Origin of the sequence: Collinsella aerofaciens, from assembly GCF_015561195.1 — a bacterium.
Taxonomy (GTDB): Bacteria; Actinomycetota; Coriobacteriia; order Coriobacteriales; family Coriobacteriaceae; genus Collinsella; species Collinsella aerofaciens_AC.
In genome coordinates this window covers 159,885-184,900 of sequence record NZ_JADMSU010000001.1, presented here as the reverse complement: position 1 = coordinate 184,900, position 25,016 = coordinate 159,885, and the positions used below count along the sequence as shown (strand labels likewise).

Annotated in this window: 20 protein-coding genes; 19 read left to right on the top strand and 1 reads right to left on the bottom strand. The window is 61.6% G+C overall.

Going from position 1 to position 25,016, the window contains the following annotated elements; genetic code table 11:
- Window positions 1-33: 33 nt before the first annotated feature.
- The 9 genes from I2H81_RS00795 to rpsJ all read left to right on the top strand — a co-directional run bounded on the left by I2H81_RS00795 (window position 34) and on the right by rpsJ (window position 14,786).
- A complete protein-coding gene (locus I2H81_RS00795; protein ID WP_117806112.1) occupies window positions 34-942 on the top strand; it encodes a UTP--glucose-1-phosphate uridylyltransferase in 909 nt (302 codons plus the stop codon).
- Window positions 943-1,229: 287 nt separating this feature from the next.
- The gene (gene rpoB / locus I2H81_RS00790) at window positions 1,230-4,721 is read left to right on the top strand and encodes a DNA-directed RNA polymerase subunit beta (RefSeq protein WP_271817463.1); all 3,492 of its coding nucleotides are present in this window, start codon (window positions 1,230-1,232) and stop codon (window positions 4,719-4,721) included.
- Window positions 4,722-4,727: 6 nt separating this feature from the next.
- Entirely contained in the window at window positions 4,728-9,206 is a 4,479-nt protein-coding gene (locus I2H81_RS00785; RefSeq protein ID WP_195644174.1) for a DNA-directed RNA polymerase subunit beta', read from the top strand.
- A 385-nt stretch (window positions 9,207-9,591) separates the two neighbouring features.
- Complete coding sequence (locus I2H81_RS00780; RefSeq protein ID WP_195644172.1) at window positions 9,592-10,110, top strand: RNA polymerase sigma factor; 519 nt, start codon at window positions 9,592-9,594, stop codon at window positions 10,108-10,110.
- The gene (locus tag I2H81_RS00775) at window positions 10,061-11,137 is read left to right on the top strand and encodes a DUF4179 domain-containing protein (RefSeq protein WP_195644169.1); all 1,077 of its coding nucleotides are present in this window, start codon (window positions 10,061-10,063) and stop codon (window positions 11,135-11,137) included. Before I2H81_RS00780 ends, I2H81_RS00775 begins: the two co-directional genes overlap by 50 nt.
- Window positions 11,138-11,373: 236 nt before the next feature.
- Window positions 11,374-11,751, top strand: a complete 378-nt coding sequence (gene rpsL / locus I2H81_RS00770) for a 30S ribosomal protein S12 (protein WP_006235012.1) — start codon at window positions 11,374-11,376, stop codon at window positions 11,749-11,751.
- A gap of 73 nt (window positions 11,752-11,824) precedes the next feature.
- Window positions 11,825-12,298, top strand: a complete 474-nt coding sequence (rpsG, locus tag I2H81_RS00765; RefSeq protein WP_006235013.1) for a 30S ribosomal protein S7 — start codon at window positions 11,825-11,827, stop codon at window positions 12,296-12,298.
- Window positions 12,299-12,317: 19 nt separating this feature from the next.
- Complete coding sequence (gene fusA, locus I2H81_RS00760; RefSeq protein ID WP_195644167.1) at window positions 12,318-14,417, top strand: elongation factor G; 2,100 nt, start codon at window positions 12,318-12,320, stop codon at window positions 14,415-14,417.
- Between the two features lie 60 nt (window positions 14,418-14,477).
- Window positions 14,478-14,786 carry a 30S ribosomal protein S10 gene (gene rpsJ / locus I2H81_RS00755; protein ID WP_022094184.1) on the top strand — a complete coding sequence of 103 codons (309 nt, stop codon included), beginning with the start codon at window positions 14,478-14,480 and terminating at the stop codon, window positions 14,784-14,786.
- Between the two features lie 115 nt (window positions 14,787-14,901).
- Here the strand turns inward: rpsJ and I2H81_RS00750 are convergent, their stop codons facing one another.
- Window positions 14,902-15,678, bottom strand: coding sequence for a biotin--[acetyl-CoA-carboxylase] ligase (locus I2H81_RS00750; protein WP_195644165.1), 777 nt, complete (start codon window positions 15,676-15,678; stop codon window positions 14,902-14,904).
- 176 nt (window positions 15,679-15,854) lie between these two features.
- On the opposite strand from I2H81_RS00750, the gene I2H81_RS00745 reads away from it, so the two are divergent.
- From I2H81_RS00745 to accD, 10 genes are read left to right on the top strand one after another with little or no spacing between them, the layout of a single operon-like run.
- Window positions 15,855-16,814 (top strand): 3-oxoacyl-ACP synthase III family protein, encoded by a 960-nt coding sequence (locus I2H81_RS00745; protein WP_195644164.1) that lies wholly within the window; start codon window positions 15,855-15,857, stop codon window positions 16,812-16,814.
- Between the two features lie 52 nt (window positions 16,815-16,866).
- The gene (locus I2H81_RS00740) at window positions 16,867-17,103 is read left to right on the top strand and encodes an acyl carrier protein (RefSeq protein ID WP_006235019.1); all 237 of its coding nucleotides are present in this window, start codon (window positions 16,867-16,869) and stop codon (window positions 17,101-17,103) included.
- A gap of 2 nt (window positions 17,104-17,105) precedes the next feature.
- Window positions 17,106-18,050 (top strand): enoyl-[acyl-carrier-protein] reductase FabK, encoded by a 945-nt coding sequence (gene fabK, locus I2H81_RS00735; RefSeq protein WP_195644163.1) that lies wholly within the window; start codon window positions 17,106-17,108, stop codon window positions 18,048-18,050.
- Window positions 18,038-18,964, top strand: a complete 927-nt coding sequence (locus I2H81_RS00730) for an ACP S-malonyltransferase (protein WP_195644159.1) — start codon at window positions 18,038-18,040, stop codon at window positions 18,962-18,964. Before fabK ends, I2H81_RS00730 begins: the two co-directional genes overlap by 13 nt.
- Window positions 18,965-18,994: 30 nt before the next feature.
- Window positions 18,995-19,768, top strand: a complete 774-nt coding sequence (fabG, locus tag I2H81_RS00725) for a 3-oxoacyl-[acyl-carrier-protein] reductase (protein WP_195644157.1) — start codon at window positions 18,995-18,997, stop codon at window positions 19,766-19,768.
- A 39-nt stretch (window positions 19,769-19,807) separates the two neighbouring features.
- The gene (gene fabF, locus I2H81_RS00720; protein WP_195644155.1) at window positions 19,808-21,055 is read left to right on the top strand and encodes a beta-ketoacyl-ACP synthase II; all 1,248 of its coding nucleotides are present in this window, start codon (window positions 19,808-19,810) and stop codon (window positions 21,053-21,055) included.
- Window positions 21,056-21,058: 3 nt separating this feature from the next.
- The gene (gene accB / locus I2H81_RS00715) at window positions 21,059-21,502 is read left to right on the top strand and encodes an acetyl-CoA carboxylase biotin carboxyl carrier protein (protein ID WP_195644153.1); all 444 of its coding nucleotides are present in this window, start codon (window positions 21,059-21,061) and stop codon (window positions 21,500-21,502) included.
- 9 nt (window positions 21,503-21,511) lie between these two features.
- Window positions 21,512-21,934: a 3-hydroxyacyl-ACP dehydratase FabZ gene (gene fabZ, locus I2H81_RS00710; protein ID WP_195644150.1), complete on the top strand. Its 423-nt coding sequence runs from the start codon at window positions 21,512-21,514 to the stop codon at window positions 21,932-21,934.
- Window positions 21,935-21,944: 10 nt separating this feature from the next.
- Complete coding sequence (locus tag I2H81_RS00705) at window positions 21,945-23,288, top strand: acetyl-CoA carboxylase biotin carboxylase subunit (protein WP_195644148.1); 1,344 nt, start codon at window positions 21,945-21,947, stop codon at window positions 23,286-23,288.
- Complete coding sequence (gene accD / locus I2H81_RS00700) at window positions 23,281-24,999, top strand: acetyl-CoA carboxylase, carboxyltransferase subunit beta (RefSeq protein ID WP_229107985.1); 1,719 nt, start codon at window positions 23,281-23,283, stop codon at window positions 24,997-24,999. Before I2H81_RS00705 ends, accD begins: the two co-directional genes overlap by 8 nt.
- Window positions 25,000-25,016: the final 17 nt, after the last annotated feature.

Here is a 25,016-nt window from a genome sequence, read left to right as displayed (position 1 = left end):
GCTTTTGCGCCTGCGAAAGGATCTTTGAATAACATGAAGGCAATCATCCCCGCCGCCGGTCTTGGCACGCGTTTTCTGCCTGGCACCAAGTGCACGCCCAAAGAGATGCTGCCGGTGCTCGACAAGCCCGTCATTCAGTACGTCGTCGAGGAGGCACTCGACCCCGAGGAGGTCGACGACGCCATCATCGTTACTTCTCCCGGCAAGCCCGAGCTGCTGAACTACTTCCAGCCCGACCGTTCGCTCGAGAACCTGCTGCGCGAGCGCGGCAAGAACGCCTATGCCGATGCCGTCGCCCACGCTGGCGGTATGCCGGTCGACTTCCGTTATCAGTACGAGCCCAAGGGCCTCGGCCATGCTATTCGCTCTGCTGCCGACGCCGTGGCAGGGGAGAACTTCCTGGTTCTTCTGGGCGACTACGTTGTGCCTAACCGCGATATCTGCGACAAGATGCTCGCCGTTTCCAAGGAGCACGGTGGCGCTTCGGTTATCGCCGTCGCTGCTTGCTCGCCCGAGGAAGTCAGCCGCTACGGCGTTATCGCCGGCGAGCGCGTCGGTTCGCTCGAGGGCGCCGAGGACGTTGCCGATGCCGAGCCGGGCGCTGTCTGGCGTATCGGCGGTCTGGTTGAGAAGCCCGCTCCCGAGGCTGCTCCGTCCAACCTGTACATCGTCGGTCGCTACCTGCTGAGCCCGCTGGTCATGGACCTGCTGGCAGATCAGCAGGCCGGCAAGGGCGGCGAGATCCAGCTCACCGACGCCATGGCCCGTTCGCTCGACCGCGAGGCCATGTACGCCGTCGTCATCGACCCGCTGTCGGGCTACGACACCGGCACTCCCTCTGGTTGGATGGCCACTAACGCCCTCATGGCTGCAAACGACCCCCGCTTTGCCGACGCCTTCTGGGACGCCATCGACGAGCGCGGCGGATTGATGCGCAAGTAAGCCTTCGGGCACCGACATTTACGGGCGTGGACCTCGGTTCGCGCCCGTTTTTTATAAGAGCTGCGATTGCCGGCCCTCTGTTCACAGAAAATATATGAACAGGTGTTCGATGCACACCTATCTACCTGCGTATTTTCTGTCGAAAAACTTTGCTACTCCAAAAACTCAATCGCGTCAAGGCTTTTCTTGCCCAACGGTCGGTACCTGATAAACTATTAGGTTGCGATAACTGGCGAAGCTATGCCTCGCCAACCCACCGAGCATTTCCGTGAAGGAGGAAAAACCTGGTGACCTACGCATACACTGCCACTGAGCGCAAGCGCGTCAGCTTCGGGAAAATCCCGGAGGCCATGGAGCTCCCCAACCTTATCTCTGTTCAAAGGGAATCCTTTGAGCGTTTTAAGGACGAGGGCCTTCGTGAGGCGTTCAAGGAATCCAGCCCCATCCAGAGCCAGAACCATGTTCTCGAGGTTACCTTCGGCGAGCATCAGTTCGGCGACCCCGCGCACACCGTCGAGGAGTGCCGCGAGAAGGATATGACCTATCAGGCTCCGCTTCTGACCGACGTCCGTCTCACCAACAAAGAGACCGGCGAGATCAAGGAACAGCTCGTCTTCATGGGCGACTTCCCCATGATGACCGATCAGGGCACCTTCATCATCAACGGTACCGAGCGTATCGTCGTCTCGCAGCTCGTCCGCTCCCCGGGCGTGTACTACAGCTCCGAGATGGATTCGGGCAAGCAGATCTACAAGGCCCAGATCATCCCGTCCCGCGGTGCCTGGCTCGAGTTTGAGGTCGACAAGCGCGACCAGCTCATGGTCTCCATCGACCGTAAGCGCAAGCAGAGCGCCACGATGTTCCTGCGCGCCCTTGGTATCGCCGTCACCAACGACGACATCATCGAGCTGCTCGGCAACTCCGATGTGATCAAGCGCACCCTAGAGCGCGACACCGCCCTTACCCGCGAGGACGCCCTCATCGAGATCTACCGTCGCCTGCGCCCGGGCGAGCCTCCCACCGTGGACGCTTCCCGCAGCCTGCTCGAGGGCCTGCTCTTTAACCCGCAGCGCTACGATCTGGCCCGTGTCGGTCGTTACAAGGTCAACAAGAAGCTCAACCTCACCACCGAGGAAGAGGTCACGGTGCTCACCGACGAGGATATCGTCGCGACGCTGCGCTACCTGCTGTCCCTCGCTGCCGGCGAGCAGGGCTTCAAGGTCGACGACATCGACCACTTCGGCAACCGCCGTATCCGCACCGTCGGCGAGCTCGTCGCCAACCAGTTCCGTATCGGCATGAGCCGTATGGAGCGCGTCGTCCGTGAGCGCATGAGCTCCCAGGACATTGACGAGATCACCCCGCAGTCGCTCATCAACATCCGCCCGATCGTGGCCTCCATCAAGGAGTTCTTCGGTTCCTCGCAGCTCTCGCAGTTCATGGACCAGGCGAACCCCCTGACCGGTCTGACCCACAAGCGCCGTCTGTCCGCACTCGGCCCTGGTGGTCTTGCCGGCCACAAGTCCGGCTCCAGTCGCCGCACCAACGTGCCGACGGCCGTCCGCGACGTTCACAACTCGCACTACAGCCGCATGTGCCCGATCGAGACCCCCGAAGGCCCCAACATCGGCCTGATCGGCTCGCTCGCCCTCTACGCCCGTGTCAACGAGTATGGCTTCATCGAGGCCCCGTTCCGTCGCGTCGAGAACGGCGTTGCCACCGACCAGATCGACTGGATGACCGCTGACGAGGAAGAGAAGCACGTCATCGCGCCGGCCAACACGCCGCTCGATCCCAAGACCAACGAGTTCATCACGACCGATGCCGAGGGCAAGATCGTCCGCCCGCACACCGTGATCGCCCGTACCCGCGACTTCGACGGCTCCTTCGGCGCTCCCGCCGACGTGCCCGTCGAGGACGTCGACTACATGGACGTCTCGCCGCGTCAGATGCTCTCCGTCGCAGCCACGCTGATCCCGTTCCTCGAGCACGACGACGCCAAGCGTACGCTGATGGGCGCTAACATGCAGCGTCAGGCTGTGCCGCTGGTTCACCCCGCCGCTCCCTATGTCGGTACCGGCATGGAGCGTCGCGCCGCCCTGGACTCCGGCGAGGTCACCCTGGCCAAGAACGCCGGCGAGGTCATCTTTGCCGACGCCGCCAAGATTATCGTCAAGCATGCCGGCGGCATGGACGAGTATCACCTGGCCAAGTACCAGCGCTCCAACCAGTCCACCTGCATCAACCACCGTCCGCTCGTGCGCGTCGGTGACACCGTTGAGCAGGGCGAGCCCCTGGCTGACGGTCCTTCGACCGATCATGGCGAGCTCGCACTGGGCCAGAACCTCACCGTGGCCTACATGCCGTGGGAAGGCTTCAACTACGAGGACGGTATCGTCGTGTCCGAGCGCCTGGTGGCCGAGGACCTGCTGACGACCATCAACATCACCCGTCACGAGATCGACGCCCGCGACACCAAGCTCGGCCCCGAGGAGATCACCCGCGAGATCCCGAACCTCTCCGAGGACATGCTTGCCAACCTCGACGAGGACGGCATCATCCGCATCGGCGCCGAGGTCGGCCCTGGCGACATCCTGGTCGGTAAGGTCACGCCTAAGGGCGAGAGCGCTCTGACCGCCGAGGAACGCCTGCTGCGCGCCATCTTCGGTGCCAAGGCCCACGATGTCCGCGATACCTCCCTTAAGATGCCTCACGGCGCTTACGGCCGCGTTATCGACGTCGTCCGCTTTAGCCGCGAGAACGGCGACGACCTGGCCCCCGGCGTCAACGAGCAGGTGCGCGTCTACGTCGCCCAGCGTCGTAAGATCCAGCAGGGCGATAAGATCGCCGGCCGCCACGGCAACAAGGGTGTTATCTGTAACGTTCTGCCGGTCGAGGACATGCCCTACATGGCTGACGGTACCCCGATCGACGTTATCCTCAACCCGCTGGGCGTTCCTTCGCGTATGAACGTCGGCCAGCTGCTCGAGTGCCACCTTGGCTGGGCTGCTGCCTGCGGTTGGGATACCGAGCAGGCCGACTCCGACAAGTACGTCCCCGGTCCGTTCTTCACCGCCACGCCCGTCTTCGACGGCGCCAAGGAGGACGAGATCGCCGAGGTCATTCGTCGTGCCAACAAGAACATGCTCAACAAGGCCACCGCTGCCTTTGGCGATCACATGCGCCCCGAGTTCGTCACCCAGCTTGACGAGCGCGGCAAGACCCGTCTGTTCGACGGCCGTACCGGCGAGGAGTTCCGCGAGCCCATTACCGTTGGTACGTCCTACATCCTCAAGCTCGGCCACATGGTCGACGACAAGATCCACGCCCGTTCGACTGGCCCTTACAGCTTGGTTACCCAGCAGCCTCTGGGCGGCAAGGCCCAGTTCGGCGGCCAGCGCTTCGGCGAGATGGAAGTTTGGGCACTGTACGCTTACGGTGCTTCCAACGTCCTGCAGGAGATCCTGACCGTCAAGTCCGACGATACCGTGGGCCGCGTCAAGACCTACGAGTCCATCGTCAAGGGCGAGAACGTTCCTGTCCCGGGTATCCCCGAGTCCTTCAAGGTTCTCGTCAAGGAGATTCGCTCCCTCGCACTGGACATCGAGCCCATGCACGATGCCGACGAGGACGCCTCCGCCCCTGTGACCGCCGAGGAGACCTCTGCTCTCGACGACCTGGCTGCGCTCGCCGGCGTTAACACCGACGTCGAGGCCGAGGATGCCGAGACCGCCGAGGCACCCGAGGCTGTCGCCGCCACGACCACTGATAAGGAGTAGTTGACTGTGGCAGATTTCGAAGCTACTGATTTTGACTCGGTAAAGATCTCCCTTGCCTCCGCCGACCAGATCCGTTCCTGGTCGCACGGTGAGGTCAAGAAGCCGGAGACCATCAATTACCGTACCCTCAAGCCCGAGAAGGACGGCCTGTTCTGCGAGAAGATCTTCGGTCCCGCCAAGGACTGGGAGTGCTCCTGCGGCAAGTACAAGGGCATCCGCTTTAAGGGCATCGTCTGCGAGCGCTGCGGCGTCGAGGTCACCTCGGCCAAGGTGCGTCGCGACCGCATGGGCCACATCGAGCTCGCCGCTCCCGTGTCCCACATCTGGTACTTCAAGAGCCCCACGAGCTTCCCGATGAGCCGTATGCTCGACATCAAGTCCAAGGACCTCGAGAAGGTTCTGTACTTTGCCAGCTACATCATCACCGAGGTTGACTATGAGGCCCGCGAGGCCGACGCCGACGACCTGCGCGAGGAGCTCGCCGCCGATCTGGAAGAGATCGATGCCGAGTGCGCCCGCCAGATCGAGTCCCTCAAGGAGCAGGGCGACCCCGAGAACTTTGACGAGTTCTCCGACGAGGAGCCGCTGACCCCCGAGGAGATCGCCTCCGGCATCGTCGACATCGAGGAAGAGTGCAAGGATGAGAAGCAGCTCCGCACGGATGCCTTCAACGCCTTCATGAAGCTCACCGAGCGCGACCTCATCTCCGATGAGCCGCTGTTCCGCGAGATGACCCGTTACTACTCCATGTACTTCAAGGGTGGCATGGGTGCCGAGGCCGTTCGCGACCTGCTCGCTGCCATCGACCTCCCCTCCGAGGCCGAGAAGCTCAAGGCCATCATCGCCGACGAGGATTCCCAGAAGCAGAAGCGCGAGAAGGCCGTCAAGCGCCTTGAGGTCGTTGACGCCTTCCTGAAGGGCGGCAACAGCCCCGCGAACATGATCCTGGACGTCATCCCGGTCATTCCGCCCGATCTGCGCCCGATGGTCCAGCTCGACGGCGGCCGCTTCGCCGCGTCCGACCTCAACGACCTGTATCGTCGCGTGATCAACCGTAACAACCGACTCAAGCGCCTGCTCGACCTGGACGCCCCTGCGATCATCGTGAACAACGAGAAGCGCATGCTCCAGGAGTCCGTGGACGCCCTGTTCGACAACGGCCGTCGTGGTCGCCCGGTCTCTGGCCGTGGCGGTCGCCCGCTCAAGTCGCTCGCCGAGGCCCTCAAGGGCAAGCAGGGTCGTTTCCGTCAGAACCTGCTGGGCAAGCGTGTCGACTACTCCGGCCGTTCGGTAATCGTTACCGACCCCAAGTTGCTGCTGCACCAGTGCGGTCTGCCCAAGACCATGGCGCTGGAGCTCTTCAAGCCCTTCGTCATGAAGCGCCTGGTCGAGCTCGGCAAGGTCGAGAACATCAAGGGCGCCAAGCGCGCTATCGACCGCGGTGCCACCTTTGTGTGGGATATCCTCGAAGAGGTCATCGACGGCCGCGTCGTGCTGCTCAACCGTGCACCGACCCTGCACCGTCTGTCCATCCAGGCCTTTGAGCCGGTGCTGGTCGAGGGCAAGGCTATCCACCTGCATCCGCTGGTCTGCTCGCCCTTCAACGCCGACTTCGACGGCGACCAGATGTCTGTCCATGTGCCGCTGTCCAGCCAGGCTCAGGCCGAGGCTCGCGTGCTTATGCTCTCTGCGAACAACCTGCGCTCGCCGGCATCCGGCAAGCCGGTTAACATCCCCTCGCAGGACATGATCATCGGTGTGTACTACCTGACCCAGGTCCGCGACGGTCTGCCGGGCGAGAACCACGTGTTCGCCAGCTTCGACGACGCGCTGCACGCCTATGACTGCCGCTCCGAGGTCGACATGCAGGCCAAGATTCAGGTCCGCGTGTCCGCTGCCGACGCCAATGTCATCAACGAGGACGGCACCCGTATCTTCCGCGTCAAGAACGGCAAGAACGAGTTTGTCGACTACGACGTCACCGGCAACAAGACCGCGCGCTTCGAGACCTCTATCGGCCGCATCATCTTCAACCGCCAGTGCCTGCCCGAAGACTACGAGTTCATGAACTACAAGATGGTCAAGGGCGACGTGGCCAAGCTGGTTGCGGACTGCTGCGATCGCTATCCCGAGGCCAAGGTCGGCCCGATCCTCGACGCCATCAAGTACTCCGGCTTCCACTACGCTACCCGCGCCGGCCTCACCATCTCGGTGTGGGACGCTCTCATCCCTGCCGAGAAGCAGGAGCTGCTCGATCGCGCCCAGGCCAACGTCGACCAGATCAACGAGTACTTCGAGGAGGGCTTCATCAACGAGACGGAGCGCCACATCGAAGTCGTTAACGAGTGGACCGCTTGTACCGATAAGGTTGCAGCGCTCATGCTCGACTTGTTCGACGAGGAGAACCCGCTCTACATGATGGCCGACTCCGGCGCCCGTGGTTCTAAGACCCAGCTGCGTCAGCTCGGCGGCATGCGTGGCCTGATGGCAGACATGTCCGGCGAGACGATCGACCTTCCCATTAAGGCGAACTTCCGCGAGGGCCTGCTGCCGCTCGAGTACTTCATTTCGACCTACGGCGCCCGTAAGGGCCTGGTCGATACCGCATCCCACACCTCAGACTCTGGTTACCTGACCCGTCGTCTGGTCGACGTGGCCCAGGACGTCATCGTCCGCGAGGAGGACTGCGGTACGCACGAGGGCGTCACCTACAACCTCATCATCCCCGGCACCACCGACCTCAACACCGACCTCGTCGGCCGTTGCTTCATCGAGGACGTCGTGGCCCCCGATGGCACCGTGCTCTTTGAGCAGGACGGCTACATCGAGAAGGTCGCCGACATCCAGAAGATGGTCGATGCCGGCCTCAAGAAGGTCAAGCTTCGCGCACTGCTCACCTGCCGCTCCAAGTACGGCGTGTGCCAGAAGTGCTACGGCTGGGATCTTTCCACCCGTCGTCCGGTCGCCATCGGTACTGCCGTCGGCATTATTGCTGCCCAGTCCATCGGCGAGCCCGGTACGCAGCTTACGATGCGTACCATTCACTCCGGCGGCGTCGCTGGCGTCGACGATATTACGCAGGGTCTGCCTACGGTCAGCCGTATGTTCGATATCGTCGGCAACGTCAACGAGAAGATCCTGGGCCGCGAGGCCGAGCTGGCTCCGTACTCCGGCCACCTCTCGATTAAGCCCGAGAAGTCCGAGTACGTGCTGACGCTCACCGACTCCGAGGATCACACCCGTGTCCTCGACGAGCGTCGCGTCCCCGCATCGGTGCGCTTTATGCCCGAGATCGAGGACGGCTGCGAGGTTCGCGCCGGCGACCAGATCACCAAGGGCTTCGTCAACTTCCGCAACCTGCGCAAGCTGACCGACATCGAGTCGACGATGCACACCTTCGTCGAGAGCGTCAAGGACGTCTACACCAGCCAGGGCGTCGACCTGAACGACAAGCACATCGAGGTGCTCGCACGTCAGATGCTGCGTCGCGTTCAGATCACCAACCCCGGCGACTCCAAGTACCTGCTTGGTCAGTACGTCGATCGCTACGAGTTCGCCGACGAGGTCGAGCGCGTTGCCCGTCTGGGCGGTCAGGCTCCCGTGGCCGAGCCCGTCATCCTGGGTACGCTCAAGGTCGCGTCCAACATCGACTCCTGGCTGTCGAGTGCTTCGTTCATCCGCACCGCCGGCGTCCTTACCGAGGCTGCCATCGAGGGCAAGGTCGACCACCTGCTCGACCTTAAGTCCAACGTCATCGTCGGTAAGAAGATCCCGGCTGGTACTGGCCTCAAGCCGTACGCCAACGCCAAGCTGACGTATCGCACGGCCGACGGCTACGTGGACATCGACGGCCCGGCTTCGCCCAACGCCAAGTCACTGCCCGAGTGGGCTCCTGTGGAGCTCAAGGACCTGGACGAGCAGCTCCCGCAACAGCTCGACTGGGCCGGCTACGACGAGTTCGGTGGTGCTGACGGTTCGTTCACCCGCAACGGCCACACCATCTCCGCCGAGAAGGCTCGCCTATACCTGTTCGACGACCTGGGCGTGTCGCAGCGCTGGACCAACAAGTTCAGCGAGGTCGGCATCGAGACGGTCGGCGACCTGGTCGGCAAGTCCGAGGAGGATCTGCTGCGCATCGATGGCATCGGTGCCAAGGCGATCGAGGAGCTCCGTGACGGCCTCGAGGCCCACGACCTGCTCTACATCCTCGAGAACAACGACGACGTTGCCGACGAGGAAGACCTCTCGCAGCTGCTGCAGATGGTCTTTAGCCCCGACGGTCCGGACGACATCCTGCTGGGCACCTCCGCCACGCCGACGCATCACGCCGACGCCGACGAGGAGCTCCTGGGCGCCCCGATCGACGACAAGAAGGCTCCCGCCAACGGTGCCATCAACGAGGACATGGCTTCCCTCGACGAGCTGCTCAACCAGCTCGTGGACACCGATGACGCCGAAGAGGCAAAGGACAACGACGAGGAGTAATTTCCTAGTACGTTAACCGTCCTTCCAAAGACCCGCTTCCCAACAGGGGAGCGGGTCTTTTTTGGTGAGGAACGTTGCCCCGACGAGCACGTCGGATTCCCGGAACGGGCCGCCCGCTGTTTAAGTTTGTCGCGAGTTCCGCACGCAAAGGAAAGCACTTAATGTGCTTTCCGTCTTGCGCAGGACTGTAGAGCAGCAAACTTAAACAGCGGGCGGCCCGTTCCGGGAATCTGCCCCCGCGCACAGAAGGGGATTCCTTTTGCCAAAAAGGGACGGATTAATTTTGGTAGGTTTTTCCTGCTTGAATTTGAAACATTCTGTTCGGTCAAAGCGTATCTATGGTGAGGGCCTCATCGAGAACCATTAACGTCACCGGGAGGTGATTATGGAAGAACAAACATTTAGACAGGCAGTCGAAGATCACCGGGATGTCGTGTTTCGGATCGCGTTGACGTACCTGCGTGATCGCGCCGACGCCGACGATGTCGCTCAAGACGTCTTTCTGAAGTTACTCAAAAGCGATGCGCAATTTGAAAGCTGGGAACATCTTCGTCGATGGCTTATCCGGGTCACGATCAATGAATGCAAATCTCTCTTTCGAAAGCCATGGAGGCGTGTGGAGGACATTGAGAACCTGGCCGATTCGCTTTCGACGGCGCAGGATGAGACCAAGGCCGTCCTATTAGACGTCATGCGGCTTCCGGAACGATTCCGTATCCCCATCGTGCTCTATTACTATCTGGGCTTCTCGACTTCAGAGATTGCCGAGTTATTGCATGTGCCAGCCGCGACCGTTCGAACGCGTTTAGCTCGCGGCAGATCGAAACTCAAGTTCATCCTAGAGGAGGGCGACCGTGAAATCCAACCAAATCAAGCAGGCCTTCGAGTCCGTCCAAGCCGATAGCGATCTTGCTGACCGTGTTCTTTATGCCGCTGCTGGTGAGCCGCTTCGCCGAAAGGGTCACGCGAAGCCTCTGTATGTTGCCGTGATCGGATGCCTTACCGGAGTGCTGGCGACCGGAGGGGTCGCCTACGCCGTCGTCAATTCCAGTTATTTTGCCTCTGCCTGGGGAAACCATGGCAACGGAGAGTCCATTACCTGGACTCAAGGTGGCTCGTCGGGGACTAAATATACCTACACCAGAGAGTTTGGTGATGGTATCGCGCCCCAAAGCTTGGAGGGTTCAGTACAGAAGGTCAATCTGTCCGTCGAGGGCAACGGCTATACACTCGACATTCATGATATGGCTATCGATAAAAACGGTTGCGGTGCCGTGACGTTTACGTTGTCCAATCCAAATGGTGTTAACTACTACAAGCCGGCAGCAGAGACTGGCGAACTTGTTCTCTATGGTGAAGAAGAACAAGGCATCGGCACGCCCGACATGAAGTTCGGCGAGGAATGGGCTGACACACGCAGCACAATTGATAAGGACACATCAAGTGACACGGTCATTAATGGCACGATGTACTTTGCCGCTATGGATCGCGAGCGAGATTTTCAACATGCGGTCACCTGGAATATCCACTGGACCGAGGGTGAAGGTGGGAGTGCGAGGCAGTTTGAGGCGTCGACACCCGAGTTCAATATTGGAGCGTACGTCGATACAAAGGAACTCCGCTCCGGTGACTCGCCTCTCGAGATCAGCCCGTTTTCCATCCAGACGCACATTGATGATTTGGGCTATGAAGCAGTTGATAATAAGCTGACCGTCAGCTACAAGGATGGATCGGAGCAGATTGTCGAAGATGACGACGCAGGGGTGTTCAACTTATATTTTTCTTATGCGCGCAATAGCGGAGAGAACATCTGGGTGCCAACGAAGTTGATTGATGTCGACCAAGTGGTCTCGGTAACCCTCGAGGGAACGAGATACACATCAACAGGAGAGACCGAAACAGAAGTACCCTTTACCATCGTCTATTCGTAAGGTCTGGGGCCGCTTCCCTCGTGGGAAGCGGCCCTTGCGCACAGGAGGGGATTCCTTTTGTGTAGGCTTTGCGGAAATGTGCATATTTTGGGATACGCCCGGCGGCGTGGTCTGTTGACGGCACAGCTAACGCCACGTATCCTATCGAACTGCGTGTTTCGTAGGGGGATGCTGACCCCTCGATTCAAGCCGTTGCACTTTACAGAAAGCTGGAATCATTCGAGAAGGAGTACGCTTTGCCTACTATTAACCAGCTGGTTCGCCAGGGCCGTCGTTCCGTGCCCAAGAAGTCCAAGAACGCTGCCCTGCAGCACAACTCCCAGAAGCGCGGCGTGTGCACCCGCGTCTTCACCACGAGCCCCAAGAAGCCGAACTCGGCTCTTCGTAAGGTTGCCCGTGTTCGCCTCGTCAACGGCATCGAAGTTACTGCTTACATCCCGGGTGAGGGCCACAACCTGCAGGAGCACTCCATCGTGCTCGTCCGCGGCGGTCGTGTCCGTGACCTCCCTGGTGTCCGTTATCACGTCATCCGTGGCGCCTACGACGCTGCTCCGGTCCAGAACCGTATGCAGGCCCGTTCCAAGTACGGTGCTAAGCGCCCCAAGGCTAAATAAGCCAGATAACGTTTTGATACTTTCGCCGTGTTCCGCCTAAGCGCCGCACGGTAGACACTTAAGGAGATTTCACATGCCGCGTCGTGCAGCAGCTAATCGTCGTGAGGTTCAGCCTGACGCCGTTTACAACAACCGCCTGGTGACTCAGCTCATCAACAAGGTCCTTCTTGACGGCAAGAAGGCCACCGCTGAGCGCATCGTTTACACCGCTTTCGAGATTGTTGCCGAGAAGTCCGAGGGTGGCGACGCTCTCGCTACCTTCAAGAAGGCTATGGACAACGTCAAGCCCACGCTCGAGGTTAAGCCCAAGCGTGTCGGTGGCGCTACCTATCAGGTCCCGATGGAGGTCAACTCCCGTCGTTCCACCGCTCTGGGTATCCGCTGGATCGTCAACTTCTCCCGCGCTCGCAAGGAGAAGACCATGGCCGAGCGTCTCGCCAACGAGATCCTCGACGCCTCCAACGGCCTGGGCGCTTCCGTCAAGAAGCGTGAGGACGTCTTCAAGATGGCCGAGGCCAACCGCGCGTTCTCTCACTATCGTTGGTAAGTTAAGGTAAGGAACTAACATGGCTAAGCCTAAGTACAAGCTTTCCGATACCCGTAACATCGGCATCATGGCTCACATCGATGCCGGTAAGACCACCACGACCGAGCGTATTCTTTACTACACCGGTAAGACCCACAAGATCGGTGAGGTCCATGAGGGCGCTGCCACCATGGACTGGATGGTTCAGGAGCAGGAGCGCGGCGTAACCATTACCTCCGCTGCCACCACGTGCTTCTGGAAGAAGGACGGTACCGACTACCGCATCCAGATCATCGACACCCCGGGCCACGTTGACTTCACCGCCGAGGTCGAGCGCTGCCTGCGCGTCCTCGATGGCGCTGTCGCCGTCTTCGACGCCGTTGCCGGCGTTCAGCCCCAGTCTGAGACCGTTTGGCGTCAGGCTTCTACCTTCAACGTCCCCCGTATCGCCTTCATCAACAAGTATGACCGCGTGGGCGCTGACTTCTTCAACGCTATCGAGACCATGAAGGATCGTCTCGACGCCAACGCCGTGGCCGCTCAGGTCCCGATGGGCGCCGAGGACAACTTCTGGGGCGTCATCGACCTGGTCACCATGACTGCATGGGACTTCAAGGCCGACGAGAAGGGCATGACCTACCCCGAGCCGATGGACGAGATCCCGGCTGAGTTCGCCGACATCGCTGCCACCAAGCGCGAGGAGCTCCTCGACGCTGCTGCCAGCTTTGACGACGAGCTCATGGAGAAGATCCTCATGGAGGAGGACTTCACCGTCGAGGAGCTCAAGGCTGCTCTGCGCAAGGGCGTTCTGGCCAACGAGCTCAACCTCGTCTTCGTGGGCTCCGCCTACAAGAACAAGGGCGTTCAGGAGCTGCTCGACGCTGTCGTCGACTACCTGCCCAGCCCGATCGACGTCGAGGCCGTCACCGGTACCGATCCGGACACCGGCGAGGAGATCGAGCGTCATCCCTCCTTCGACGAGCCCTTCTCCGGCCTGGTCTTCAAGATCATGACCGACCCGTTCGTCGGTAAGCTCACCTACGTCCGCGTTTACTCCGGCCGTGCCGAGTCCGGCTCCTACGTGATCAACGCTTCCAACGGTCAGCGCGAGCGTCTCGGCCGCATCCTCGAGATGAACGCTGCCGAGCGTATCGACCGTGACGACGCTGCCGCCGGCGACATCGTCGCTTGCGTCGGCTTCAAGAACTCCACCACCGGTGACACCCTGTGCGCCGAGGGCAAGGAGATCGTCCTCGAGAAGATCGAGTTCGCTAAGCCCGTTATCGACGTTGCCATCGAGCCCAAGACCAAGGCCGAGCAGGACAAGATGTCCCTGGCTCTGACCAAGCTCGCCGAGGAGGACCCGACCTTCACGGTGTCCACCAACCACGAGACCGGCCAGACCATCATTGCCGGCATGGGCGAGCTGCACCTCGAGATCATCGTCGACCGTCTGCTCCGTGAGTTCAAGGTTGACGCTAACGTTGGTAAGCCCCAGGTCGCCTACCGCGAGACCGCTGGTCACGACGTCGAGAAGGCTGAGGGCAAGTTCGTCCGTCAGTCCGGCGGTCGCGGTCAGTACGGCCACGCCGTCATCAAGCTCGAGAAGATGGAGGAGGGCTTCGGCTACGAGTTCGTCAACGCTATCGTCGGCGGCGTCGTGCCCAAGGAGTACATCCCGTCCATCGACAAGGGCATCCAGGAGGCCCTGAACACCGGTGTTATCGCCGGCTTCCCGGTCCTCGACGTTAAGGTCACCCTGTTCGACGGTTCTTACCACGAGGTCGACTCCTCCGAGGCCGCCTTCAAGATCGCCGGTTCCATGGCTATCAAGGACGCCCTCAAGAAGTCCGATCCGCAGCTGCTCGAGCCGATCATGGCTGTCGAGGTCGAGACCCCCGAGCAGTACATGGGCGACGTTATGGGCAACCTCTCCGGTCGCCGCGGCAAGATCGAGGGCATGGAGGATCGCAAGAACACCAAGCTCATCCGTGCCAAGGTGCCGCTGGGCGAGATGTTCGGTTACGCTACCGACCTTCGCTCCCAGACCCAGGGCCGTGCATCCTACACGATGCAGTTCGACTCTTATGAGCCCGCGCCCAAGTCCATCGTGGACGAGGTCATGAGCAAGAACGCCTAAGTTCGAGCTCCCTGTTACGTAATCCGCGAGAACATCTCTCGCACTCTTTGGAGGTTTAAGTTGGCTACCCAGAAGATCCGCATTCGCCTCAAGGGCTATGATCACGAGGTCGTCGATCAGTCCGCGAAGCTCATCGTCGAGACCGCTCAGAAGACCGGCGCTCGCGTTTCCGGTCCTGTCCCCCTGCCCACCGAGCGCAACCTGTACACGGTTATCCGCTCGCCGCACGTGAACAAGGACTCCCGTGAGCAGTTCGAGATGCGCACCCACAAGCGTCTCATCGACATCCTCGACCCCACCTCGGGCACCGTTGATTCGCTCATGCGTCTCGACCTCCCCGCTGGCGTTGACATCGACATCAAGCTCTAAGCGATATCGCTCATAGCTTACAGAGCCCCGCTGCCATGTTGGTAGCGGGGCTCTTTTGTTTTGAATGATGGTTTGGACTGCCGGGTAATGCTGCCGAGCAGGTGCCTGCGGCGCCCTATTCGTTCAAGGGGCGCAGCGATGCCTCCTCAAAATGGAAGGATCGCAAGCCGTCTTCCGTTTCGATACACGCGCGTCCAAAGGCATCGACGGTTTTAAAGATGCCTCGCGCCAGCTCGTCCCGAGCGGGGGAGCGGGCGATAACGTGCTCCCCAATCCAATTGAGGTGAGCGATATATTCGCCTTGGACGGGCGCGAGCGGTCCGGTGTCTTCTTCCATGGCCTTGAGATGCTCTGCCCACGCATCTACGGCGTTCACGACCGCGTGATAGACCTCCTTGAGTAACACATCGACGGCGGGAACGTTCTCGTTGAGATCCGAGAGGCCGATTGCCGGCAGGCCGCCATCGGGAACCTTTGAGGGCACATAGTTCACATTGACGCCAATGCCGCAGACGGCGAAGGGTTTGCCTTCGTTATCGCGTGCCGCCTCGACCAAGATGCCGCCGAGTTTGCACCCTCGCGCGACCAGGTCGTTGGGCCATTTGAGGCCAATCTCGTTTGCAAGACCTTGCGTTTCGAGCGCCTCGAGCACCGCTAGGCCGCTGACGGCGGCAAGACCAGAGTACTTTGCAGGATTAACGCATGGACGCAGGACAATCGAAAGCAATAAGTTGCCGGCGGTTGAATCCCATTTGTGCCCGCGCCGGCCGCGTCCTGCTGTCTGAGCCCGGGCGGCAAGCCCTGTGCCGTGCGGCGCTCCCTGTTTACCTGCTTCGAGCAGGTCATCGTTGGTCGATCCGGTTACGTCGACTATCGTTAATTTGGCATCCATAACGGCTGCTACCTCCTAAGTTGATAAGGCAATCGCGCAATGGTGTCGAGAGATAGACACAATGTGAAGCCTTTGTCGCATTTGGACATTTTAATGTTAACACGTCAACAACGACTAATATGCGCTATCCTCTCTTGGTCGATGTAAACACGTCAACAACTCAAAGGAGGTTAGTGATGGGTTTCACGATTCTTGGAACAGGCTCGGCGCTTCCCAAGCGCAGTGTTTCCAATGACGAGCTGTCCGAGTTCCTCGATACCTCGGATGAGTGGATTTTTACCCGCACAGGCATCAAGAGCCGCCATGTGTGCACCACCGAGTCACTCGACGACCTTGCCGTGGCAGCGAGCGAGCAAGCGCTCCAGACGTCCGGAATCGATGCGAGCCAGCTGGATCTGATCGTCTGCTCGACGACGACGGGTGACCACCTTGTTCCCGCTGAGGCGTGTGCCGTTGCTGAGCGACTAGGCGCGACGTGCCCTGCTTTCGATGTCTCGGCTGCCTGCGCCGGCTTCGTATTTGCGCTCGATGTCGCCGAGGGCTATACCGCCCGAGGACGAGCCAAGCATGTGCTTGTCGTTGCTGCCGAGCAGATGACGCGCGCGCTCGACTGGACCGACCGCGCCACCTGCGTGCTTTTTGGCGATGGTGCAGGCGCCGCAGTGATAGAGACTGGGGGAGACAACCCCCTTGCTGTTGAGCTTTCGACGGCGCCCGACGTCGAGACGTTGCGCGTTCCCGGTCTGGTCGGCACCTCGCCGTTTAAGGCTTCCGCAGATAGCGAGAGCGTGCTGTCCATGAACGGTCGTCGTGTGTTCAAGTTCGGCGTCAATGCCATCTGCGACACGGTCCATAGGCTTGTGAGCGATGCGGGCATTTCGGTCGAAGACATCAATCATTTTGTATTCCATCAGGCTAACGAACGAATCCTGAGTCAGGCGGTCAAGCGCCTCGGTGTGCCAGACGAGCGCGTGGTTCGAACGCTACGCGAGACCGGCAACATTTCGAGCGCCTGCATTCCCTTTGCGCTTGACCGGCTGGCACGCACTGACGTACTGAATGCGGGCGACACCATCGCCCTCGTTGGATTTGGCGCCGGCCTGGATATAGGTGGCTATCTGCTTCGTTGGAAGTAGTCGCACATAGGAAATAAAAACGCCCCTAGGGCACAAACAAAGGAGAACTACCATGGCAGATCAGAAGACCTTCGAGCGCGTTTGCGACGTTATCCGCGAGACCGCTGGCCTTGACGACGTCGAGATGAAGCCCGAGTCCACGCTCGAGGAGATTGGTCTCGACAGTCTGGGCACCGTCGAGATCCTCGTCGCCGTCGAGGACGAGTTTGGCATCCAGCTCGATACCGAGGAGAACCCCAAGACGGTCGGCGAGTTCGCCGATACGGTCGAGGCGGCATTGGAGAAGTAGTGATGCTCAAGTCTCCTCTTTGCGATCTACTCGGCATCGAAAAGCCCGTGTTCCAGGGCGGTATGGCCTGGATTGCCGACGCCTCGCTGGCGTCCGCTGTGTCCGAGGCGGGCGGCTTAGGGATCATCGCGGCCATGAACGCCGACGCCAACTGGCTGCGCGACCAGATTCACGAGCTGCGCGCCAGGACGGATAAGCCCTTTGGTGTCAACGTCATGCTCATGAGCCCGTTTGCCGACGAGGTCGCGCAGGTCGTTATTGACGAGCGAGTGCCGGTCGTCGTGACAGGCGCCGGAAATCCCACCAAGTACATGAAGGCGTGGAACGAGGCGGGCGTCAAGGTCATCCCGGTTGTTGCATCTGTGGCGCTGGCGCGTCTCGTGGCGCGTCGCGGAGCCACTGCCGTGGTTGCCGAGGGCACCGAATCGGGCGGCCATATTGGCGAGACCTCGACGATGGCACTGGTGCCGCAGGTCGTCGATGCAGTCGACATTCCCGTCGTGGCTGCCGGCGGCATCGCCGATGGCCGTGGTGTGGCGGCCGCCTTTATGCTCGGCGCTGCCGGCGTCCAGGTGGGAACACGCTTTCTGGTCGCAAACGAGTGCACCGTATCCGAACAGTACAAAGAGCTGGTGCTCAAGGCAGGCGATACGTCGACGCGTGCGACCGGTCGCTCGACGGGGCATCCGGTTCGCGCCCTCAAGAGCCCCTTCACCAACGCGTATGCCAAGAACGAGGCGGCGGGCGCAAGCCCCGAGGAGCTCGGGGCCATGGGCACGGGCGCGCTTCGTAAAGCCGCAAAGGACGGCAATTACGAAGAGGGCTCGTTTTTGTGTGGACAGATTGCCGGCATGGTCAACGAACGCCAAAGTGCACGTGAAATCGTTGACGACCTGGTCGATGGCGCCGAGCGCGTCCTGAAGGGTGCGTGCGCATGGGTGGCGTAGCGTTTCTGTTTGCCGGCCAGGGCGCCCAGCACCCCGCGATGGGCGTCGACCTGATCGAGGCATCGCCGGCGGCCGCCGAGGTGTTCGCCATTGCCGACGAGGTGCGCCCGGGGACCAGTGAGCAGTGCCGAAGCGCCTCCAAGGAGGAACTCTCGCAGACCGAGAACACGCAGCCGTGCGTGTTCGTTCACGATCTGGCAGCGGCTGCCGCTCTGCGTGAGCGCGGCGTGGTACCTGCCGCCTGTGCGGGATTCTCGCTGGGCGAGGTCGCAGCGCTCACCTTCGCGGGGGCATTCGATACGCGAGCGGGTTTTGAGCTCGTGTGTGAGCGCGCGGCATTGATGGCCACGGCGGCCGAGCGTCACCCCGGCGGCATGCGCGCCGTCATCAAACTCGATGCGGCGCAAGTCGAGGGCCTGGCAAAACAGGCCGGCGAGGACTGCTGGCCAGTCAACTACAACAGTCCGCAGCAGACGGTTGTTGCCGGAGCGCCTGAGGCGCTGCAGGAGCTCGACGTCCTAGTAAAAGAGGCTGGCGGCCGCGCTATGAAAGTCGCGGTGTCGGGTGCATTTCATAGCCCCTATATGGCCGAGGCGACTGAGGGGCTGGCGACGTATATCCAAGACGGCCACGCGCCGTCTCCGCTGCTGATTCCGGTCATGGCAAACATGACGGCGGCGCCCTATCCGGCGGACCCGCGAGCGGCATCGGATGTCTTGGCCAACCAGGTGAGTCATGCCGTTCGCTGGGCCGACACGCTGCATACTCTGCAGGATCAGGGCATCGACACGTTTATTGAGGTCGGTCCTGGCAAAACGCTGTCGGGCCTGGTCAAGCGTACGCTGAGCGACGTTCGCGTGTATTCGTGCGAAACGGCCGAACAGGTCGCAGCTATTGCCGACGAGCTCGCATAGCCCACAGAGCTGTAACCCGAAAGGAATGACATGGGCAACTTGAACAACGGCGCGCTCGAGCGCAACGACTCGCGTCGCGTGGCGCTGGTCACGGGCGGCTCGCGTGGTATCGGCCGCGCTTGTGCCGTGGGCCTGGCGGAGGATGGCTACGATATCGCCGTCGTCTATGCCGGCAGCGTCGATGCGGCACGCGAGACGTGCGAAGCCTGTGAGGCGGCTGGCGCCACGGCGCGTGCATATCAATGTGACGTGGCCGACCCCGATGCCGTCAACGCGTGCGTGGAGACGGTCTTCAACGACTTTGGCTCCATTTGGGCGCTTGTCAACAACGCCGGCATCACCCGCGATGGCCTGCTCATGCGCATGGGCGACGATACCTTCGACCGCGTGCTCGATGTCAATCTCAAGGGCACGTTCAACACGACGCGTGCGCTCACCAAGACCTTTATGCGCCAGCGCGGCGGTTGCGTCATCAACATGAGCTCGGTTGTGGGCCTGATGGGCAATGCCGGGCAGGCCAACTATGCTGCCTCCAAGGCGGGCGTCATCGGCCTGACCAAGGCGGTGGCGCGCGAGCTTGCGCCCCGCGGCGTACGAGTGAACGCGGTCGCTCCTGGGTTTGTCGAGACCGATATGACGGCAAAGCTCTCGGAGAAGGTGCGTGTGGCAACCGAGGAGCAGATTCCCCTTAAGCGCATGGCACGCCCCGAGGAAGTGGCCGGCGTGGTGCGCTTTTTGGCGAGCGATGCGGCTGCCTACATTACGGGCGAGGTCGTGCGCGTCGATGGCGGAATGGCGATGTAGAAACCAGGGCCGAAGAACGGCTTGGATGAGGAGACCATGATGGAACAGAGAGTTGCAATCACCGGCATCGGTGCCGTTTCGCCGCTCGGCAACACCGCGCTTGCCACCTGGGCGGCAATGTGCGCCGGCACGTGCGGCATCGGCCCGATCACGCACTTCGATACGGATGCGTTTGCCGTCAAGGTGGCGGCCGAGGTCAAGGGCTTTGACGGCAACGACTACTTTGGCAAGCACGATGCCAAGCACCTGGACCCCTGCGTTCAGTTTGCACTGGCGGCGTCGGACGAGGCCATGCACGATGCGGGCTTTGATGTCGAAGGCGCCATCGATCGCGAGCGCCTGGGCGTCTACGTGGGTTCAGGTGTGGGCGGCATGCAAACGCTCGTCGACAACGTCCACACGATCGCCGATCGTGGGCCCCGCCGCGCATCGCCATACATGATTGCGATGATGATCCCCAATATGGCTTCGGGCAATATCGCAATCCGCCACAAGGCAAAGGGCCCGACCCTGCCCGTGGTGACCGCGTGCGCGACCTCGGCCCATGCGGTGGGCGAGGCGTTCCGTGCCATCAAGCACGGCTATGCCGACGCGATCCTCGCGGGCGGCGCCGAGGCGGCCATTATCCCCGATGCCGTTGCGGGCTTTACGTCCTGCCGCGCATTGACTACCAACCCCGATCCCGCGACGGCCTGCCGCCCGTTCGACGCAGACCGCGATGGCTTTGTGATGGGTGAGGGCGCCTGCGTGCTCGTGCTCGAGAGCATGGAGCATGCGCAGGCGCGCGGTGCGCACATTTATGCCGAGGTCGTGGGCTACGGCAACACCGATGATGCCTATCACATTACGAGCCCCGACCCCGATGCCGCGGGCATTGCCCGTGCGATATCGCTGGCGGTAGCCGAGGGCGACGTCAAGCCTTCCGAGGGCCTCTACATCAACGCCCACGGTACCTCGACCAAGCTCAACGATTCGTCCGAGACGGCGGGCATTAAGCGGGCGCTCGGCGAGGACGCGGCACGCGCCGCACATGTCTCGTCGACCAAGTCGATGACCGGGCACATGATCGGTGCCACGGGTGCCATCGAGGTCATGGCCTGTGCCATGGCGCTCGAGCAGGGCGTGGTGCCCCCGACCATTAACTACCACACGCCCGATCCCGCCTGCGATCTTGATTACACGCCTAATCGCGCGGTTCGCGCCGACCTTACCTGGGCGCTTTCGACCAACCTGGGCTTTGGCGGGCACAACGCCGCCATCGCGCTGCGTAGATATGCAAGGAGCTAGAGCATGGATTCCAAAAGACTTGCCGAGATAGCCGATGTTATGGAGGACCGCGGCCTCACGCGCGTACGCGTTGAGGAGCCCGATGGCACCGCGGTCGAACTCGAGCGCGCGAGTGCCGCGCAGCCGGTTGCCGTGCCCATGCCTATGCCGGGTGCCGTGACTGCTTCGGCGGTGGCTCCTGTCGCCATGCCTGCCGCCGCACCGGAGCCCAAGGGCACCGAGGTGACCGCTCCCATGGTCGGCGTTTTCTATGCTGCCCCGGCGCCGGGCGACGAGCCGTTTGTGCGCGTGGGCTCCAAGGTCAAGGCCGGCGAGACCCTCTGCATCATCGAGGCCATGAAGGTTCTCAACGAGGTGACGGCCGAGGCAGACGGTGAGGTGCTCGAGATCTGCGTGGCCGACGGCGACCTCGTGGAGTTTGGCAGCTGCCTCATGAGGATCGGATAGGTGATATCCATGAACAAAGAAGAGCTCAAGAAGCTGTTACCGCATCGCGAGCCGATGCTTTTGCTCGACGAAGCCGAGCTGGTGGGCGACGAGGCCCACGGCAAGATCACGATTACAGGCGACGAGTACTTTTTGCAGGGACATTTTCCGGGAAACCCGGTCGTTCCCGGCGTGATTCAGTGCGAGATGCTCGCCCAGAACTGCTGCGTGCTGCTGATGGGCGATGAGGAGGCGCGCGGCGCGACGCCGTTCTACACGAGTCTGGACAAGGTGCGCTTTAAGCGTCCGGTGCGCCCGGGCGACACGGTGGATCTAGTGTGCTCCATCACGCGTGCGCGCGGGCCGTTCCGCTTTGCGACGGGTATTGCGAGCGTCAACGGTGAGGTTTGCTGCCGCGCCGATATGTCTTTTGCACTCATGCACGAAAGTTAAGGAAGGCTCCATGTTCGACAAAGTGCTCATCGCCAACCGCGGCGAAGTCGCGGTCCGTGTTATCCGCGCGTGCCGCGATATGGGCATCAAGACCGTCGCCGTTTATTCCACGGCCGATGCGGACGCGCTACACGTGCAGCTTGCCGACGAGGCGTATTGCATCGGCGGCCCGCGTCTTGCCGAGAGCTACCTCAACGACGATGCCGTGCTCACCTGTGCCGTAAAGTCGGGAGCTAAGGCAATTCATCCCGGCTATGGCTTCTTTTCCGAGAAGGCGAGCTTCGTGCGCGACTGCGACAAGTTCGGTCTGGCGTTTGTCGGTCCTTCGGCCGAGGTGATCGACAGCATGGGCGACAAGGACGCCGCACGCCGAACGGCTGCTGCCGCGGGCGTGCCCATCGTGCCGGGCTGCGATTTGCTCAAAAGCCCCGAGGAGGCGACGGCCGAGGCCGAGCGCATCGGCTGTCCCGTGCTCATCAAGGCGCGTGCCGGCGGTGGCGGTCGCGGTATTCGCAAGGTCGAGCGCGTGGAAGACGCGGCAAAGGCGTTCATCGAGGCGCGTGCCGAGGGCGAGGCCGTTTTTGGCGACGGCGAGTGCTACATGGAGAAGTTCGTCGCGCCGGCGCATCACGTTGAGGTACAGATTATGGCCGATAAGCAGGGCCATGTGTTTTCACTCGGCGAGCGCGAGTGCTCGGTGCAGCGCCGCAACCAAAAGCTGATCGAGGAGAGCCCCGCGCCGTGCCTCGACGGACGCGACGATATTCGTGCCCGTATGCACAAGGCGGCGCGCGACTTGGCTCGTGCCGTCGGTTATGAGGGCGCTGGCACCATCGAGTTTCTGTACTCGGACGACGGCAATTTCTACTTTATGGAAATGAACACGCGCTTGCAGGTGGAGCATCCGGTTACAGAGTTTGTAACCGATACCGACTTGGTCAAGTGGCAGCTGCGCGTGGCAGCCGGCCAGCCTCTGCCCTTTGAGCAGGAGGACATGCCGGTGCGCAACCACGCCATGGAGTGCCGCATCAATGCCGAAACGCCGGACTTTCTGCCGTCGTGCGGAACGGTCACCGCGTTGCGTGTGCCGGGTGGCCCGCGCGTGCGCTGGGATTCCGCCATGTTTACCGGTGCGAAAGTTCCGCCGTACTACGACTCCATGCTCGGCAAGCTCATCGTGTGTGCGCCCACGCGTGACGGCGCCATTCGCAAGATGCGCTCGGCCCTGGGCGAGCTCGTGATTGGGGGCGTGAGCGAAAACAGCGAGCTTCAGCTCGACGTGCTGGCAAACGACGAGTTCTTGTCGGGCATGTATCACACCGATCTGATGGGGCATCTCTATGCTGATGAATAGGAAAGCGAAGACGGTCAACGTCCTCGAGGGGCCGATGACCGAGTCATGCGCCGAGTTTCCCGCGCGCCACGTGTTTATCAAGTGCCCGGAGTGCCGCCGTGTGATCGATGAGGCACGCCTGCACGACAACCTCGAGGTGTGCCCCCGTTGCGGCAAGCACTTTCGCGTGAGTGGGCGCGACCGTATGCGCATGACGGTCGACGAGGGCACGTTTGAGGAATGGGATGCTAATCTGGCGTCGGAGGACTTCCTCTCGTTTCCCGGTTATGCCGACAAACTCAAGAGCGTGAGCGAGCGTTCGGGCGAGCGCGATGCCGTTGTGTGCGGCAGGGGCAAAATCTGCGGTTGCGATACCGCACTCTTCTTTATGGATGCCAACTTTATGATGGGCTCGATGGGCTCCGTGGTGGGCGAGAAGATCTGTCGCACATTTGAGCATGCGACCGAGCTGGGATTGCCAGTTGTCGGCTTTACCGTTTCGGGCGGTGCGCGCATGCAAGAGGGCGTGACATCGCTTATGCAGATGGCCAAGATTTCTGCGGCGGTTAGGCGCCACAGCGAGGCGGGCGGCCTGTATATCACGGTGCTCACCGACCCCACGACCGGCGGCGTAACCGCGAGCTTTGCCATGGAGGGCGACATTATCCTGGCCGAGCCCGATGCCCTGACGGCATTTGCCGGCCCGCGCGTGATCGAGCAGAACATGCACAAGCGCCTGCCCAAGGGATTTCAGCGCTCCGAGTTTTTGCTGGAGCACGGCTTTTGCGATGCCGTTGTTCTGCGTGGCGAGATTGCGCTCACGGTAGGCGAGCTGCTGGCGCTGCACGAAGGGCGCGCGCCCGGCCTAGGGGCTCCGCATGAGATCGTGCATATGGGTCGTCGCGGCAAAAAGCTGGGACACTTGTTTAAGCGCTCGGCGGCACCAAAAACCGCGCTCGAGATTGTCAAGCAGACCCGCTCGGCAGATCGCGCCACGGCAGGCGAGATGATCTCGCTGGGCCTGGATGGATTTGTGGAGCTGCACGGCGACCGTTACTTTGGTGACGACGCCGCCGTGGTGGGTGGCATTGGCTGGAAAGACGGACGTCCCGTGACGGTTATCGCTATCGAGCGCGGCACCACGACCAAAGAGCGCATGCGCCGCAACTTTGGCATGGCGCATCCCGAGGGCTACCGCAAAGCGCGTCGCCTTATTCGCCAGGCCGAAAAGTTTGGTCGACCGGTTCTGTGCCTGGTCGATACTTCGGGCGCGTTTTGCGGCATCGGTGCCGAGGAGCGCGGCCAGGGCGAGGCGATTGCCCAGAATCTCATGGAGATGAGCGGCCTTAAGACGCCGATTGTCTCGGTTGTGACAGGCGAGGGTGGCTCTGGTGGCGCGCTGGCGCTGTCCGTGGCCGACCGCATCCTGATGCTCTCGAGCTCGGCCTATTCGGTCGTGAGCCCCGAGGCCTGTGCGTCGATCCTGTGGAAGGATACCGAGCGCGCGAATGAGGCCGCCGAGGCGCTTAAGCTCACGGCCCCCGATCTGTTGGCGCTCGGCATTATCGATGGCATTGTTGACGATAGGGGCCTGTCGCATGAGGAGATCGCCGGTGCCGTCATGTCCTCGGCATTTGATGCCTTCGATACGCTTGGGCAGCTCGACGACGCGACCCTCACAAACCTCCGCTACGAAAAGTACCGCGCAATCGGTCAGTACCGCACGATGTGACAAAGGGACAGCCCGCA

What these genes read in the sequence shown, in the direction of transcription:
- I2H81_RS00795 (WP_117806112.1), top strand. Translation starts at nt 34, where the DNA reads ATGAAGGCAATCATCCCCGCCGCCGGTCTTGGCACGCGTTTTCTGCCT.
- I2H81_RS00780 (WP_195644172.1), top strand. Translation starts at nt 9,592, where the DNA reads ATGGAAGAACAAACATTTAGACAGGCAGTCGAAGATCACCGGGATGTC.
- rpsG (WP_006235013.1), top strand. Translation starts at nt 11,825, where the DNA reads ATGCCGCGTCGTGCAGCAGCTAATCGTCGTGAGGTTCAGCCTGACGCC.
- fusA (WP_195644167.1), top strand. Translation starts at nt 12,318, where the DNA reads ATGGCTAAGCCTAAGTACAAGCTTTCCGATACCCGTAACATCGGCATC.
- I2H81_RS00750 (WP_195644165.1), bottom strand. Translation starts at nt 15,678, where the DNA reads ATGGATGCCAAATTAACGATAGTCGACGTAACCGGATCGACCAACGAT.
- I2H81_RS00745 (WP_195644164.1), top strand. Translation starts at nt 15,855, where the DNA reads ATGGGTTTCACGATTCTTGGAACAGGCTCGGCGCTTCCCAAGCGCAGT.
- I2H81_RS00740 (WP_006235019.1), top strand. Translation starts at nt 16,867, where the DNA reads ATGGCAGATCAGAAGACCTTCGAGCGCGTTTGCGACGTTATCCGCGAG.
- fabK (WP_195644163.1), top strand. Translation starts at nt 17,106, where the DNA reads ATGCTCAAGTCTCCTCTTTGCGATCTACTCGGCATCGAAAAGCCCGTG.
- I2H81_RS00730 (WP_195644159.1), top strand. Translation starts at nt 18,038, where the DNA reads ATGGGTGGCGTAGCGTTTCTGTTTGCCGGCCAGGGCGCCCAGCACCCC.
- fabG (WP_195644157.1), top strand. Translation starts at nt 18,995, where the DNA reads ATGGGCAACTTGAACAACGGCGCGCTCGAGCGCAACGACTCGCGTCGC.
- fabF (WP_195644155.1), top strand. Translation starts at nt 19,808, where the DNA reads ATGGAACAGAGAGTTGCAATCACCGGCATCGGTGCCGTTTCGCCGCTC.
- accB (WP_195644153.1), top strand. Translation starts at nt 21,059, where the DNA reads ATGGATTCCAAAAGACTTGCCGAGATAGCCGATGTTATGGAGGACCGC.
- fabZ (WP_195644150.1), top strand. Translation starts at nt 21,512, where the DNA reads ATGAACAAAGAAGAGCTCAAGAAGCTGTTACCGCATCGCGAGCCGATG.
- I2H81_RS00705 (WP_195644148.1), top strand. Translation starts at nt 21,945, where the DNA reads ATGTTCGACAAAGTGCTCATCGCCAACCGCGGCGAAGTCGCGGTCCGT.
- accD (WP_229107985.1), top strand. Translation starts at nt 23,281, where the DNA reads ATGAATAGGAAAGCGAAGACGGTCAACGTCCTCGAGGGGCCGATGACC.